This is a genomic window from Leptothoe sp. LEGE 181152 (genome assembly GCF_032906605.1).
Classification (GTDB): domain Bacteria; phylum Cyanobacteriota; class Cyanobacteriia; order Phormidesmidales; family Phormidesmidaceae; genus Leptothoe; species Leptothoe turfae.
Genome location: NZ_JASATU010000065.1, coordinates 119,204 through 135,356, shown reverse-complemented (window position 1 = coordinate 135,356; position 16,153 = coordinate 119,204). Strand labels below are relative to the sequence as shown.

The window sequence follows — 16,153 nt, the reverse complement described above, 5'->3', positions numbered from 1 at the left end:
CTTAGCACCTAATCATCTCAATCCTGATCGTCACCTATGCAAAATTTGGTGACCACAGCCGCTTAGAATAAGTTGCGTCATTACTATTTGAGGCCTTTCACCTGAAACAGTCAGCTCATCAGTTGGGCTGATTTCAGGCTGATTACCACAATCAATTAGTAGTACAGATAAAGCGGAGCATATGGGGTGTGCATGATGTTTGACTGTATCGTCGTGGGTGCTGGACCTGGAGGGAGCACAACCGCTTATCAATTGGCTAAGCGGGGTCGGTCGGTGTTACTGCTGGAAAAGCATACGCTGCCCCGCTACAAGCCTTGCACTGGTGCTGTAGCTCCCAGTATTGCCACCTGGTTGGACTTTGATATCACCCCTGCGATTGATCAGAAGCTGCGTCGTATCCGCTACACCTGGCAGCTGGATGATCCCATCGAAGCAGAACTCGAAACCGACGAACCCATGTGGATTGTACGTCGGGATATCTTTGACCAATATTTGATTGACCAGGCCCTTAAGGTTGGCGTCGTCGTTAAAGATGGCACGCCTGTTACGTCTATTAGCTTTAAAGATCAAACGTGGACAGTTAACACTGACCACGGCTCCTATGAAGGCCAGTACTTGATAGCCGCAGACGGAGCCGATGGCCCCATGGCTAAGTGGCTCGGATTCAAATCGGAAAAGGTCCGTCAGGGTTATGTGCTGGAAATCGATTTACCGACCCCAGAGCCCCATCCAACCATGGCGTTTGAATTTGGGTTAGTTAAACAGGGTTGTCTCTGGAATTTTCCTAAACATCAGGGTCACTCCTTGGGCATTACCCGCTTTTTAGGAGACAACCTTAAAGATCCCGAACAGTCTTTAGCAACCTTTGCCAGGGGTCTGGGTGACGATGCTGAGGCAGGGCAACTTTATTCCCATGGTCTTAAGCTTTGGAATGGCAACACTCCTCTCCACACAAAACAGGCCCTGTTAGTGGGCGAAGCTGCAGCTTTAGTCGATCCCATGACAGCTGAAGGTATTCGTCCAGCTATTTTTAGCGGAATTCAGGCCGCTAAAGCCATTAATAAGGCTTTGGATGGCGATAACAAAGCATTGGCCAACTACAGCCAAGTTATCCATGAAGAGTGGGGCAACGACATTCAATGGAGTCACCGGATCGCCAATATATTTTTCCGCATGCAAAAAATTGGTTATCGCGTTGGCATTAAACGACCGACAGCAACTAAACGATTGGGTCAACTACTAGCTGGTGAAATTCGGTACGCAGATCTAGCCAATCGAGTCATTAAACGTATCAGTGGTAGCCTTTTACCCGGCAGAGGGGCTTAAGTTTACTTTTTTAGACTTAGCTAGTCACTTTTACTGATTTACACAGAAATATTAATTCTTCGCATAAAATAAAAATTCACTTATGAAAATGTAAATTCACAAGGAGATAAAATACCCATTCACAAGTAAATACGGCAAACAGTATAGTTTGCTGCTAATTATATAAATTAAACCTTTAGATTAATTCCACCAATACAATCCCTTCTAAACACATTCTTCATAAGTTTAATAACTTTTATTTTTTAAATTCTCTAAGTTTTATCTATTTTTTTAGGTCGTAGTAAGCGCCTAAAAATAGGTCAGAACAAAGGCTCTAGCGGCAGCGGGGATCGCCCTTCAATCAAGCGATCCCCGCGCTTCTTGTAACTTTTGACACATTGTCGCGATCATGGAGACTTGTCATAATTAGGACCTGTCTACCTACTTAGCAATCTTTATGAGTACTGTGATTCAAACGATTCACTGCCCAAACTGTGGAAGGTCAGCCGAGCGTCACTATTTGAATGATCAGGAGTTAACTCGGACTCAATGTTCAGGCTGTGACTACTTGATGATTGTTTGCCAAAAAACTGGCAAAGTCATTGAAGCCTATGCACCAGGGATTACAGCTGCGATCGCACATTAAAAGAGCTTTAAATGTCTTGAAATACTCACAAAAAATGCAAAACTCTTTCCGTATAACTTTGGGCTAAGCGTTCACTTTGGATGCTCGCAATTGACCACAGGCAGCATCCTTTTCCAGCCCCCGCGAGTAACGAACACTGACGGCAATCCCGGCCGCTTTCAAACTATCGGTAAATTGGTTAACACGTTTACGTGAGGGACGCTGGTAATCTACCTCATCGATAGGATTATAGGGAATTAGGTTGACATGGCTTTGAAAGCCTCGCAACAGCTGTGACAACTCAGCCGCATGTTCGTTACAGTCATTCAAACCCGCTAGCAAAATATATTCAAACGTGACGCGACGTCCCGTCATAGCAATATACTCACGACATTCATCGAGTAAATCGGTGAGGGGGTAATGTTGCGCACTGGGAATCAACTGAGTGCGCAACGCCTGGTTAGACCCATGCAAACTGACGGCCAACGTTGTCTGCAAACGATACTGAGCTAACCGGCGAATTTGCCCCGGAATACCCACAGTCGAAATAGTAATGCTGCGCTGACCAATACCAATATCTTGATTAAGGCATTTAACTGCACCCACAACATTCTGAACATTGATTAGGGGTTCCCCCATCCCCATAAACACAATGTTACTGACCCGTTGATCAAACGCTTCTTGTACGGTTAGGACTTGATCAACAATTTCATGGGTTGCCAAATTACGAACAAACCCGCCTTTACCCGTTGCGCAAAAATCGCAGGCCATGGGGCAGCCCACCTGGGATGACACACATACGGTCAAACGCTTGTCCGTTGGCATACCAACGGTTTCAATGATCTGCCCATCGTCTAAGCGCAACAGAAACTTAACCGTTTGATCAGCAGCAATAGAACGATGGTGAATGTCAGAACGCCCAATACATACATTTTCCATACCCTGACGCCAGGCCTTTGGAAAAACCGTAATGTCTGTTAAAGAACGCACACCTTTAGCGTATAGCCACTGGTGCAACTGCTTACCTCGATAGGCCGCCTGCCCCTGGGATTGTACCCACTCAGTCAATTCAGCTTGATTCATCCCCAGAAGAGGACGCTGAGCTGACGCATTGGTTAGTGAACCATCAAGGGTAGAAACCATGATTAAACACAATAAAAAATAGTCCAGACCCATGCTCTGGAACTATATCTTAGAAGATTTAGGTCGACCCTCAATTTTTCAACCTTGAGACAACGTCATTAATTAATTATTTGCCTCAGGATTTTCTTGAATCAGATCCACCAAGCCTTCAGTCAATGCTCGAGGATCCATAAAGACCACTTTTGAGTTATCGCTCTCACCCAGCTTCTGATTGGCATCTACATAGCGTTGCGCAATCAAGAATTTTAATATATCGCCCTGACTTAGCTGCCCATCAAAGGCTTGAGCAATCAAACGCATCGACTGTACATTGCCCTCTGCTTCGAGAATAGCGGCTTCTTTTTGACCTTCGGCTTTAGTAATCGCAGCCCGCTTAGCAATCTCAGCAGCCTGCTCAAGCCGCATGGATTCTTCCACTTCAGATGGAATCTTAATCTCTTGAACTTCTACACGATTGACTTTTACACCCCAGGGCTCAGTTGCTTCATCCAATACATCAAGCAGGGCCTTATTAATGGCTTCTCGGGAAGAAAAGGTTTCTTGAAGGTCCATCTTACCAATTTCAGATCGCAGCGTTGTCACCACCAACTCTTGGATAGCGGTTTCTACATCTTCAATGGCGTAGTAGGTTTTTTCAAGATCAAGAATTCGCCAGTAAATGACAGCATCTATCTCAACATTGACGTTATCTCGAGTCGTTGCACTTCTAGGCTCAATATCTAGAATTTGCTCGCGCAGTGTATCCTCAATCACAAGAGCATCCAACAATGGCACGATGAAATTAACCCCCGGTTCCAGGGTGGAGCGATAACGACCCAAACGTTCTATTAAAGCTGCGTTGCCTTCTTTGACAACCCTCACAGAACCAACCGAGTAGCCAATAATGATCAATGAAAGGATAGCGAGAATAGAAGAGCCCATGGGGAACCGAAACGCAATGGCGATTGATGAATGTGCTCATGGATAACACATCTTTTGAGTTTCTGTCTAGCGTACAGTAGGGAAATTGAGATACCCTGCTCTCCACGTAACATCAATTCTTGAAAAGGCACTACTCAAGACAGTCTTTATGTCAGAAAAATTAATAGTGCAACACATCATGAAACAGATCGGTGCCACTGCGCTTAAAACAATCCCACTCTTTTTAGGTCTTAGTCTCTGGGAAGCAGCAACCACAAGCGTTCTAGCCCAAATTGACCACAGCGGCTGTTATATCCAAGATCGCAATGGTGAATTTTATGACCTGAGTGTACTCTGTACCATCCCTAATGACGGCAATGTTGCACCGGTTTTACAGACCGGTGATGTGCAAGTGACGTTGCGCTGGAATACCAGCGATGATCTAGATCTAATCGTCGTTGACCCAGCCGGAAGCATTGTTGATTTTGGCTCTCCCACATCGCCTTCAGGCGGTCAACTGGATGTAGATGCCAATGGCTTTTGCCAAACTCAAAATTTCTCTCCGATTGAAAATATCTTCTGGCCCACAGGCAGTGCTCCCGATGGCGAGTATTTGGCTTACGTTACCCTGGCTATCCCCTGTAGTTTAGAAGATCTGGCCAGTAACGATATCAATGCGGCAAATATCGCCTATGAAAACCTGGCAGTCCCCTACACTCTGACGATTTTGAATGATGGGGTGACAACAACCTATGAAGGCATGAGCAAACCTGAAGGATTGGGTGTAGACTACCCGTTTCAGGTAGGGCCGGTTACAGGCTCCAACGAAACGGATCTAGGAACCGATGAAGCACCTAAGGATGATTTAGAGCTGCCTAATTTTGGCCTACCAGAATTGTAGACAAGCACGGTCTAGCTAATGGCTAACGACGACGGCTTTGGTTTGAAGGACCTCGTCCCCCTGGTCCCCCTGGAAACAAACCCAATAGCGGTCCCAAAACCACACCAAAAATAAATCCACCGGCATGGGCCCAGTAGGCAACACCGCCTGTTCCCATATCTGCGCTGACACCCAGGCTAGCAATGCTGTTAAACGCTTGCATGACAAACCAAAAGCCTAGGAAAAAGACCGCAGGTATACGAACAGTTGTAAAGATAAAGAATAAAGGCAACAGTGTGAGAATTTGGGCCTTAGGAAAGCGAATGATATAGGCTCCCATCACTCCTGCGATCGCACCGCTTGCCCCCAATGTCGGAATCATCGAGCCTGGCGAGAAAATCCACTGAGACAACCCTGCCAACGCTCCACAGGCCAGATAAAACAGAATGAAGCGTCGGTGACCCATTTGGTCTTCGATGTTATTGCCAAAAATCCATAGATAGAGCATGTTACCCCCCAGATGGGCAGGCCCCCCATGGAGAAACTGAGAGCTAATCAGGGTAAACCATTCACCTATGGGATTAGCAGCCCGTCCAGCAAAGCTATCTGTCAGTTCAGCGGGGACAATCGCCCATACCGTAAAAAACTGATTAAGCGCCTCTTCTCCTGAGCCTTGAAGAGATAGCTCATACAAAAAAATCGCAACATTAAGGGCAATGATCACAAACACCACATAGGGCGTTGTGCGAGTCGGATTATTGTCGTTTAAAGGAACCACAAAAACGCTAGATAGGCTGGCTACCTACCCATTGTCGGTGATGAATGATGAGTTTTGAATGTTGAGTTTTAAGTTTTGAATTCTTGGCATTTTGTGGGGTGACATACCTAGATGCAATCCCTCTATGCAGCCTTAGGTTCAATGGGTTTGCCGCCCCAGACAGCCTTAATGGTGTCCAAAAAGGCAAACACTGAAGGCGGCTGTAGCGCATCCACCAGGGTTACCACCCCAATTACCCGTTCAAAGGGTTCTGGTAGCTGCGCAACGGTAATGTCGTCAGGGATAGGTTCAGCGGCTAACTTCGCCATAATGGTTGCCCCCAACCCCCGCCTTACCATACTGACAATGGTGGAATCTTCCCTCACGTCATAGGCAAAGTTGATCGATTGAGCATGGCGGGTTAAATATTGCTCAATGTTGTAGCGACAGCCATCGCCAGGGGGTGTTTGAATTAAGGGATATTTAAATAATTGCTCCCAGGTTAGTTGAGCATCCATGGGTTTAGCGGCAGGGGGCAATAACACCACATATTCATCCCGCAGCAGTTCCCATGCTTCAAAGTCGGCACTGGTGGGTAAATAAGTAAAGCCAATATCAATACGTCCCTGGCGTAGATAGTCTTCGACAAGGTGGTAATGACTAAACTCATCAATGGTCACACTGATGCCGGGATACTGCTGACGAAAGCGTTCGATCACCGCTGGCAAAATGTGGGTGGCCACACTGCGGAAGCCCCCCAAGCGCACCTGACCTGATTGCAACCCCTTCGCTAGCTGGGCCTGCTGACAAATTTTTTCTAGTCGGTCCATCACTTGCTCTGCTTCTGCTGTGATGGCTTCGCCGACGGGGGTGAGGACGGCCCCCTGGCGGCCTCGGTTAAGAAGGATCACACCAAGCTCGGTTTCTAGGGTTGCGATCGCATGACTCACCGCCGACTGCGATAGCTCTAACTGTAACGCTGCATCACTAAAAGTACCGGTCTTAGCAATAGCCACCAGTGCCCTGAGTTGGGAAAGTTTGAGTCGATTGGGATTGCTCTCGGCCATGGAGCACCTAATAATTGGACGATGCTTAAAACCGCATCCAAGTTAAAGCTCCTAAAGTCATCTAAAACTATAGGTATGAATACGGCCTATATTAAATATTGCCTTAGGGTGCTCAATAAAATCGATTAAATTCATCTATACCTTTTATGCAACCCGTGAAGTAGATCATTTGATCTATTTGCTGGCCGGACATAGACTAGAAAATTGGGCAAATAGCTAACAACGCTGACAACCATGGGTCTAATCAGCATTCGCCCGGAGGGTTTATAGCGTTCCCCAAGCAACCTTTTCCTCTGGATGGATGGCAGTGCGGGGAGCCCGCCATCATCGTGGCTACGAACGAAGCTTGGTTTTATCTGATCATGCTGATTGACCCAGTCTGGCCAAAACGGTTAAACAAACTCAAGCAAAGACAGGCTACGTCACCCATGGTCACAATGACGTGTTATCGCGCTATCTAACGGAGCAGCTAGGCATTAACGCTCAGCCGCTGAACACATTGTTTGAAGGGGAAATTGATAGTTAAATGCTCTTTTCTTTTCACTAGAAATAGCAGAAAGACTGCTATTTTAGTCTGCCTCTATTCTTAGATGTAAAACTACACGAAGTTTGTTAGCATCCAAGATTAACGACTGCATTTTAAGTCCTTAAATATTTATCTATCCGAATCGTTGAAAGTTTTAAACCATTTGATAGCTAGAGTCTTATCCTTTTAAAGGGCTCTAGCTATTTTTATACATCAATTGCGTATCATCAAGATAACACTCCAAAAATCGTATCAGAAGCACAATCAACAAGCCTCTCGACTTTTCTTCAGTATTCTGTAACCGGTACAAACAAAATTTCTAGATTTGTACTTTTCATGCGTGTTAAACAGCATTAATAAATAGAGTATGGTAAGCGACTGACCATTATTGTCTTAGCATCTACAGCAGCTATAGATAATCAGCATAAATCATGGACCTAACATTGAACGAAACACCTAACGACAAAATCTTAATTGTTGATGATCATCAAGTAGTACTCAGCGGCACTATCGATATCCTGCGTCAGCAATATCCAAATTATGAGCTTTTAACAGCAAAAACAGTCCAGGAAGCTATAGAAAAGTTAGCCGAACATCATTTTATCCTAGTTATTTTAGATTTATCTATTCCTAAAGCTTATTCTCAAGACGCAAAAGTTGAAACCGGCATAGAGTTGCTTAGGCAGGTTATGAAAAACTACCCTGAGCAAAATATTGCTATACAAAGCACCTATATTAAAGCTCTAGTGAGAGTTAGGTCAGAAATCGACAGTCACCAGGGCGGATTTACCATTGTTGATAAAAGCATGTCTAGCCAGGACATCTTTCAGCGCATTGATGGTGCCATCAAGGGCTTTAGCTACACAAGAGGACTCAAAACCTTACAGGCTGGTATCGAACTGAAACCTGAATGGTTAGACGTACTCACGTTAGCGTTTCACGAAGGGCTGCAAGATAAAGCTATTGCCCAAGAACTCAATGTACAACCCAGTACAATTCGTCATTACTGGAACAAGCTCTACGATGTTCTAGAAATTGATCCTGAACTCAACAAAAAGAGTGGTAAGAACTTGCGAAGTCTAGTTGAAATACGGGCCCGTGCAGAAGGATTAATAGATTGATGAAAAAACTAATCCATCGGGAAAAAATCTTAGAAACACTCAAGACCAACCTATGGGGAATTGGAATTATTTTGTCTGTTCTAAGTGCTCGTTCTTTAGGAGCTTTCCACGCCCTGGAGCTGATGGTGCTAGATCAATTTTTCATACTCAATACCCGGCTTTCCATTGAAGCTCCAGATAAAAAAATTGCCATTGTGGAAGTTGGTCAGCCATTTGTGGAAGGCTCTGTAGATAAAGGCTATACGATCACTGCCGACTCCCTGGCAAACGTTCTAGAAACTATCTTTAACAGTGCCCCTACTGTTGTGGGCACCGATATTGTTTCGTATAGAATCACAGGCGATCACCAGGAACTGCTATCTGTTATCAATCAACATTCCAACTTGATCACAGTTGAAAATAGCGACCCCAACATTGCTGAACCCATTCCAGGACTCACTAGCCAACAATTATCTACTCAGGTAGGGTTCAACGATCTGATTTTTGATAGAGATGGCACTGTCCGTCGAGCTTTACTAGGCTCTTCGTTTCAAGGAGAGTCTAATGACTTCAAATTTTCCTTTCCAGTTCAAGTAGTTCGAGAGTATTTCAAAAACAGAGTTCAAAATACTGAAAGCGAAGCCATTGAGTTGGCAAATGGCCTCGAAGATACAGGCACTATGCGCTTTGGTTCTGTTGAGATACCGCGTATCCGACCTATTTATGGATATACCGAGCGAGAAATAGAGGGCGTTGAAACCCTGATTAACTATAGAGGTCAGATCGCCCCCTTTGAAGTGATCAGTGCTAGGGAGTTACTGGAATCAACAAACAAGGATGAGCTCATCAAAGATAAAATCATCATCATCAATTTAGAGGGCCTATCACCGGGATTTGCAGTTCCTCTCACCAGAGTATTTAGAAGTAGTTTGAATGATAATGATCAAATAGTGACCGGCATCGAAATTCAAGCTCATATTATTAGTCAATTAGTTCAAGCAGTTGAATCACAAAGACCTCTTATTTTGACTAATCAAATTACACAATACGTATTTATCATACTATTCTCAATGCTCGGCATTAGCTGTAGCAGATTCTCAAAAGAGGTACTAACTAACTTCGTTTGCTTATCAACAGTACTTATTTTAAGTGTCTTAACAAGTTATTTATTACTATTGCAGGTAGGACTTTGGCTACCTCTAGTTGCAACACTCATATCTACGACAATAAATGGTCTAATTTACATTAACTACGCTCAGAATAAGCGTCGCTGGGAAAAACTAATAAGTCAACGGAATCTAGCCCTTGAAAAGGAACGTCAATTATCTGAACAGTTAGATTCTCAACGACAGAAAACAATTGAGAATGTATTTGACTCTATTCATAATGGCCCTTTACAGACGTTGGCTAATCTTCTCAGGCGAACTCGTGATGAAACAATTGACTTGCATGAGATTTGCTTGACCTTAGAAGACCTTAACCGAGAGATTCGTTATATAGGTGACTCCATTAAACAGGATGCTAGCGATCGCAAACACAATCTTGACGTTAGCTATGCTGGAACCAAATTTGACTTAGACATCCCGCTTCACGAATTATTCCAAGAAGTTTATGACGCTATGTTATCAAGACCATTATTAGGCTTCGCAAACCTGAAATTTACAATAATATCGTTTGCACCTGTTGAAACGAAAAAACTGAGTATTGAAGCCAAACGAAAGCTATGTAGATTTTTAGAAGAAGCTTTAGGAAACGTTGGCAAACATGCAGTTGGCGCTACACGTTTAGTCGTAACTGGAAAGCAGAGAAATAATAACTATGAACTTACCGTAGCTGATAATGGTCCAGGCTCAAACCATGAGAGGCTTGAATCTGGTGAAGGTACTCGTATAGGAATGGAAGTATCCAAGTTAACTCGTGGCAGGTTTATTAATAAGCCCAATAAACCTAGAGGCTTTCTATGTCAGCTAGTTTTCCCCACATCCGTTTGATTGCATATAAGTAATCCATACTTTTAGCATGAAGATAAATACGTCTATATTCGGATTAGTAAATATATTATTTTTTAGAAAATTAAGATCAGCGCATCAATAACCTTTTAACCTAAAAATCCTGCTTTACGCACTGAAATCTCGGTTTTGATGCGCATATTATATCCATCTTGAGGGGAAATATTAAAAATATCTTGTATGCGTAACCAATAGTTTCGGACTGTACGGCGTGAAACCTTTAAGTATTCGGCAATTTCTTTATCTTGAAGACCTTTATTGAATGCAAGCTCAAGAACTTGTAACAGTTCTGACTGTATTTCTGGATAAACACGTAGCTTAGCAGGAACGTATCGTAAACCTTTAAGTGCTCCATCTATTTGTGTAAAGATATCTACCTCTGAAAAACACTTATCAACAACAGTAAATCCACCCTGGTGCGCATCTATGTAGGTTTTCATACGAATTAAAGCTTTAATATTTGTACCCTGAACAACTATATTAAGTTGCGAGTTCAGTTGCATCAAATCCTTTAACAGTAAAAGGCCAACTTCAATTTCAGGGCTTTGGCCTTCCTGCAGTGAAATGGATAAGTTACAAATAACCAAATGAGGCTCTTCAGTAATAACCATCTCTTTAGCAGCTTGAGCATCAGTAGCAGCTAGCACTTGAGAATCAGGATACTGGGCATTCAATAATTTTTCAGTCCCCCACAAACTTAATAGGTAACTATCAATAATTAGAAAAGTTGGAGACATATACCAAATAGAACTATTGCCAATAGCAGATTCTAATCACAAACGCGTGGAATAATTTAATTAAAAAAGCTCTACTGGTGCTGCACCGCAGTTATTTTGACAAGTTTACTCAAACATACCTCAAGGCGTTTTGACAAACAATAACAATAACCACTACAGAACCTTTCAAACGCAAACCAAGCAATACATACGAACTACTTTTCGACTCATCTTTTAAGTATTCTTGAGCTGCTAGCTAAGTTCACTATATATGGGACTAAAGTCATAAACCAATTGCTGAATTTCTCTTTTGAGCAATTTACTTCATAAAAAAATTTAATTCACCTTAAATAAAAATCAATCTTGGAATGCAGAAAAGTGAATTGACCTTAACTGACTGCATTCATATGCTTATAGAAGGTAAAAATCACAATGGTTGTAGAGTTGGCTTAGAAAGTACCTACATTCAGCAGTCATAACTGGTTGAAAAACTGATTCTAATTTTTGACCAGAAATTTGGAAGTCCTTGATTGCTTCCTAAAATGCTATAGCTACCAGTAGGGTTAGTTTAGAGGTTTTGCAGGCTTCTAAGGCAACAGCTCTATTGTTTTAGTTAAAAAATCTAAATTTGCAGCACTTAGTAGTGTGATTAGGAAAGCGTTAAATGTGATTGAGCCTTTAGTGAATACGCTAGTCACTATATAGCGCTTCGTGGAACAAAAGCACTCTTAGCAAGAGTAACTTATTGAAGTAAGCTCATTTATATAGTGATGAGCTTATATTTTTTTGCAAATCTAGTTGCCCAAAAGGGCAACTAGATTTGCAAAAAAATATAATGTTCATTATATAAAATAGTGACAAGCTTTGAATTTTTGATTACAATGATGCGCAAGAATCAGTTTTCAACCAGCTTTTGCCATGAGTGTTCCTCTAGTGAAGGGATGCAGTTTGCCTGCATTTCACCAAAACCTATATCGCTTTCCACTTAGCTTACTATTTATGGCCAAAGAGCCTGTTCCAAGGAGGCTAATGTTCACTTCAGACTCAGGAGCGACTTTAGATCTTCTTGAAGAGGAGAATGATCCACGCCTTCCTCTAATTAGGAAGGTGTTAAGATGCCTAGAATCTGGAAATTTACGAAATGTCGGACTAATAACTAGAAGATTTCCTAGTATGTCTGTCTCAGGCGCGCACACATTTGTTTCTACGCTATCAAATCAAGGAGCAAAAGACTTCCACATTGTCTGGTATCAGGAGCCCGCAAATGCGACTATAACTATCGCTTTGCTGTACGTTGACTAACGTTAATTTATGTCCATGAGCTAACGTCACCCAAGCTTAAGTTGTTGTCGCAATGTTTCTGGTATTGCTCTAACATTAGCTAGCTTTTCTTTACTGGGCCATTTTGTATGACCATCCCAGCTAATGCCTCTTAAGTTTGCACTTTCAAGGGACGCAAAGTCCAAATTTGCTCCATTCAGTTTGGCTCCTTCTAGATTTGCAAAGCCAAGTCTAGCTCCACGCAGGTCAGCATGGCTCAAATCCACGTATCTTAAGTCAGCGTTTTCAAGAACAAGCCCACTCATGTAAGCGTTGCATAACTTAGTTTCACTGAGGTTTAATTCAAAATTATTCAAGTCTGAGTCCCGTCTACTCAAAACAGATAAAACCGCTTGAATATCGTGGGAAACCTTAAACTGTTGCCCCTCCGAAGATACGCCTTTGGATAACTCTATTGTAATTTCTTCATTGGATATATTAGATATGCCTCTTATGGATTCATTAGGCGAGTGTGTACGAATAAACGCAGTTAAAATATCCATGACGGATTCACAATCTTCCTTCGAATCCTTTGCAATACGCTCTAACGTGTAAATACCACCCAAACGAATTTCTACATGCTCGCTTGCAAGCATTTCAATAGCTTTCGTAAAGCGTTCTGTAACTTGCTTATCGTCTGTCAGTTGATAGATTTTCTCAGAGTTCCGAAGATTACGCCACGTAAAGAAAGATGTTACACAAAAGAATATACCTCCTAAAGTCTGTACTAATGTTGTTCTAGCTGCATTCTCATAATCAAACTTATTTTTATCCCCTACAGGCTGTATGTACTTTATCTGCCAAACAGGGACTAGCCATACTACAAAAAATACAGCTAACATCACCAGAAAAAGCAATGAGATCTGAAGGCTCACACGGTATATCTCTATTTTTTTATCCATATGTAAAGAAATTTAGATGCCTGCAGAGAATTTGAGCTAATTTATCGGGGCTTTCAACCGACCATAACTACGTCTACAAAACTACTGCTATCTGATTTTTTTAGGTAGGATCCGAGTGTGACACTTCAAATTGCGGAAAGTAGGGTTGATGACTTGATCTAAACAGTAGGTAACTTATGTATAAAACTTAGACTTGGCCACATAGGTTACTTGGTCAAAGACCATAGCATTGACTGAGCAAACAATTGCCCTAGTCACTAACTATCCTATTTTGGTAAGCCTTATCATGGTGATTTATCGTCTATAGAAACAATAAAAAGGCAACGTATAGAGTTATTTGTCAAGCTAGCTATTTCCTTAAAAAGCTTCGACACAAACTAAATTGTGAGGCCAATTATGTCTAACGAATGAACACTGACATTGGAAAAATTACGGTTACATATTCTAGGAGCCACGTTGATTTCATTATCAACCGTTTCTATAGTAAACCAATCAACCAGAGCTGACTATTTCCCGCCACCTGTTGTTGTACAGGATGGTCAACGCTCTGTCAGTTCTACCCGATAAAGTTAGCTAATAGGAAATGATTTTTATCACAGAGACATATGATGTCGCATAGAATTCATTTTGTTCCCTAGCAAAGTGAGTGCAGTTGCTTTTCAGAAAAGTGTAAGCGATTTTACACGGAAGATCTGAGCAGCCTGAGGAAAAGCTCACAAAAGTCTGCATAAAAGCAAATTGTATTGCCAGGAAGCCTTCGTTATTCTGTGATTGTTCGATAAAACATCACTGATTCAGCTTACTTTTTTGCTTGACTAGTTGATTTACGCCTGTATCGCTATTGCAACTTTAGATGATTCATATCACTGCCTTCTGAAAGTCACTTCCTTATCGTAGAGCTTGTGCAATGCCCTTTCTACCACTTTTTACCGTTTGTCTCGCTTTCTTTCTCTTTTCTGAGGTCTTAACTCCTAAGCCTAAGAAAAAGGAAACAAAAGACGTACCTACATAATTGTTAATTGAGTTAACAAGCGCTGAAGGCAGTGCTGAGTAACTGGGCAATCATTGGAATAAGCACTAACCCCCCCCCCATCTTGAGTTCAGAGGACAACACCATGATCGTTCTATCTTCCATGAAAGCAATGAGAACACGGCGTACAGAGCTATTGGCAAGCCTGGTGTTGACCCTATGGCACAAGCTTAGACCCGAGCAAGGCTGTGAAGCTGATTGCTGCTAATATCCTGCGTTAGTCGATAGATGTAAGCGCTCAGTAAATAACCCGCGACAATTTTTTCAAGTTTTGCTGTGACAGTAAGGAGTGAAGGCCAAGCGTTAGTGGTCTTTGCTCCTTTTTCTTATTGGGGTAGTGGGGAGCTTGCCCTGAGCCTGTCGAAGGGTGAGGAGTAGAGAAAAAGAGGGTGGAACCGACAACTAGTCTTGCTCATCTCGGTTAAAGCGGAGATTATCTAGGGTTTGGCCAGGGGGTAAATCCACAAACACACGGTCCTCAGCCGTGACACCATCTAAAATTTGGATTTGATTGCCGATCTGAGGCCCTAAGGTGACGGGACGGAAACGAATATTTTGATTGTTTGCACCAGGTACCAGCACACCGGTTTCCCCACCCTGGGTAACCACAGCAACCGCTGGTACGACTAAAGCATCTGTGAGGCGATTGCCGAGAAAGGCGACATCGACATTCATATTTGAGCGCAGCTGCTCTAGACCATTCTCTAAGCGAATTCGCACCTGAAAAATGGTGACATTTTGGCGTTCAATGGCCTCTGGGGCAATCAGCCGCACTGTCCCCTTAAACAGATTTTCTGGATAAGCTGTCGATATAATCTCTACCGCCTGACCCACTTGAATTTGACCTAAATCGGCTTCAGGCACTTCGGCAACAACTTCTAAACCATCGGCGATCGCAAAAATAGCACTAGATGTGGCTGAAGCCGCTTCAGATGCTGACGTGGTTGGCGTGACAAAGGCTCCCTCAGTGGCAAATTTTTGGGTCACGACCCCGGCAAAGGGGGCTCGGATAATGGTGTTGTCGATGCGAGTTTGAGCGGCTGAGACTTGGCCTTTAGCGCGCTCGACACGGGCAGTGGCCTGGTCAACATCCTCCGGGTCCGGATCATCTTCTAGATCTACAAACCGTTGTTGCGCTTCGACCACCCTGGCCTCAAGCTGGCGCACATTGGCCAGGGCACTCTCGACGGCATTCTCACTATTGTCGAGTTCGCGAGCAGAAATTGCCCCCTGGCTGTAAAGGTCCCGATCGCGATCCAAGTCTCCCTCCACCAGGCTCAATCGCGCCTCAGCATCCACCAGCTGGGCTCTCACCGCCTCCAGATTTGACTCAGCCTGGGCCAGCTCTGGGCGATCTGTCCCCTGTAATAAATCTTGTAGTTGAGCCTCTACCTCTGCCAGATTGGCCTGGTTTTGGCGCAGTTGAGCATTCAAATCATCGATATCCATCCGGGCTACAACTTGCCCCTGCTCAACGATGTCTCCTTGTTCAACCAACAGCTCATCCACAATGCCCGAGTTCTTAGGGCTCAGGTTCACTGTGCGATAGGCTTCTACCTCACCACTGGCATTGATGCGAATCGTGACTTCTGCGGCCTCTACTGCCACAGTCAACGTATCAACATCGTAGGTATTGGCACGATAGCGCCGGAAGGTGACTGCGCCAATACCAATAATTGCGATCGCAACACCGCCAACAATCCATGGCAAAGGGCGCTGCTTAAAAAACCATTTCACTCGCTGATAACTCCGTGGTAATAACCGAGATTACTAGAGCACAAGCCAGTATTGATGCCCCTATGTAGCTTAACGAATTTATTGAATCATCAGGGTCAATAGGCATCACCAAAAACAACTATGGAGGAGAATATTT

Annotated in this window: 13 protein-coding genes and 1 pseudogene; 7 read left to right on the top strand and 7 right to left on the bottom strand. The window is 43.3% G+C overall.

Annotated features, from left to right (window positions below):
• The first annotated feature begins 195 nt into the window (after positions 1-195).
• On the top strand, positions 196-1,326 hold the full coding sequence (locus tag QGP82_RS29715) for a geranylgeranyl reductase family protein (protein WP_163671760.1): 1,131 nt from the start codon (positions 196-198) through the stop codon (positions 1,324-1,326).
• Positions 1,327-1,762: 436 nt separating this feature from the next.
• Positions 1,763-1,951 (top strand): hypothetical protein, encoded by a 189-nt coding sequence (locus QGP82_RS29710; protein ID WP_006515283.1) that lies wholly within the window; start codon positions 1,763-1,765, stop codon positions 1,949-1,951.
• A gap of 63 nt (positions 1,952-2,014) precedes the next feature.
• Here the strand turns inward: QGP82_RS29710 and rlmN are convergent, their stop codons facing one another.
• Both rlmN and QGP82_RS29700 read right to left on the bottom strand, forming a co-directional pair.
• Positions 2,015-3,073, bottom strand: a complete 1,059-nt coding sequence (gene rlmN / locus QGP82_RS29705) for a dual-specificity RNA methyltransferase RlmN (RefSeq protein ID WP_163667790.1) — start codon at positions 3,071-3,073, stop codon at positions 2,015-2,017.
• Between the two features lie 102 nt (positions 3,074-3,175).
• A complete protein-coding gene (locus QGP82_RS29700) occupies positions 3,176-3,994 on the bottom strand; it encodes an SPFH domain-containing protein (protein ID WP_163667787.1) in 819 nt (272 codons plus the stop codon).
• A 178-nt stretch (positions 3,995-4,172) separates the two neighbouring features.
• On the opposite strand from QGP82_RS29700, the gene QGP82_RS29695 reads away from it, so the two are divergent.
• Positions 4,173-4,874, top strand: coding sequence for a DUF2135 domain-containing protein (locus QGP82_RS29695; RefSeq protein WP_499061823.1), 702 nt, complete (start codon positions 4,173-4,175; stop codon positions 4,872-4,874).
• 22 nt (positions 4,875-4,896) lie between these two features.
• Here QGP82_RS29695 and QGP82_RS29690 read toward each other — a convergent pair whose 3' ends face one another.
• Both QGP82_RS29690 and QGP82_RS29685 read right to left on the bottom strand, forming a co-directional pair.
• Positions 4,897-5,631 (bottom strand): rhomboid family intramembrane serine protease, encoded by a 735-nt coding sequence (locus tag QGP82_RS29690; protein WP_163667781.1) that lies wholly within the window; start codon positions 5,629-5,631, stop codon positions 4,897-4,899.
• A 122-nt stretch (positions 5,632-5,753) separates the two neighbouring features.
• Positions 5,754-6,677 carry a LysR family transcriptional regulator gene (locus QGP82_RS29685; RefSeq protein WP_163667778.1) on the bottom strand — a complete coding sequence of 308 codons (924 nt, stop codon included), beginning with the start codon at positions 6,675-6,677 and terminating at the stop codon, positions 5,754-5,756.
• Positions 6,678-6,921: 244 nt separating this feature from the next.
• Here QGP82_RS29685 and QGP82_RS29680 point away from each other — a divergent pair.
• The 3 genes and pseudogenes from QGP82_RS29680 to QGP82_RS29670 form a co-directional block, all read left to right on the top strand.
• A pseudogene (locus QGP82_RS29680) lies at positions 6,922-7,203 on the top strand (ligase-associated DNA damage response exonuclease); the annotation flags it as partial.
• A 443-nt stretch (positions 7,204-7,646) separates the two neighbouring features.
• The gene (locus QGP82_RS29675; RefSeq protein WP_499061821.1) at positions 7,647-8,324 is read left to right on the top strand and encodes a response regulator; all 678 of its coding nucleotides are present in this window, start codon (positions 7,647-7,649) and stop codon (positions 8,322-8,324) included.
• On the top strand, positions 8,324-10,294 hold the full coding sequence (locus QGP82_RS29670) for a CHASE2 domain-containing protein (RefSeq protein ID WP_499061820.1): 1,971 nt from the start codon (positions 8,324-8,326) through the stop codon (positions 10,292-10,294). The genes QGP82_RS29675 and QGP82_RS29670 overlap by 1 nt, the downstream gene beginning before the upstream one ends.
• Positions 10,295-10,401: 107 nt before the next feature.
• Here the strand turns inward: QGP82_RS29670 and QGP82_RS29665 are convergent, their stop codons facing one another.
• Together QGP82_RS29665 and QGP82_RS29660 are read right to left on the bottom strand one after the other, a co-directional pair.
• A complete protein-coding gene (locus QGP82_RS29665) occupies positions 10,402-11,049 on the bottom strand; it encodes an ECF-type sigma factor (RefSeq protein ID WP_499061819.1) in 648 nt (215 codons plus the stop codon).
• 1,307 nt (positions 11,050-12,356) lie between these two features.
• Positions 12,357-13,250 (bottom strand): pentapeptide repeat-containing protein, encoded by an 894-nt coding sequence (locus tag QGP82_RS29660; protein WP_499061818.1) that lies wholly within the window; start codon positions 13,248-13,250, stop codon positions 12,357-12,359.
• Positions 13,251-14,365: 1,115 nt separating this feature from the next.
• Here QGP82_RS29660 and QGP82_RS29655 point away from each other — a divergent pair.
• On the top strand, positions 14,366-14,488 hold the full coding sequence (locus QGP82_RS29655; RefSeq protein WP_499061817.1) for a hypothetical protein: 123 nt from the start codon (positions 14,366-14,368) through the stop codon (positions 14,486-14,488).
• A gap of 194 nt (positions 14,489-14,682) precedes the next feature.
• On the opposite strand, the gene QGP82_RS29650 is transcribed toward QGP82_RS29655, so the two are convergent.
• Positions 14,683-16,017: an HlyD family secretion protein gene (locus tag QGP82_RS29650; protein WP_499061816.1), complete on the bottom strand. Its 1,335-nt coding sequence runs from the start codon at positions 16,015-16,017 to the stop codon at positions 14,683-14,685.
• Positions 16,018-16,153: the final 136 nt, after the last annotated feature.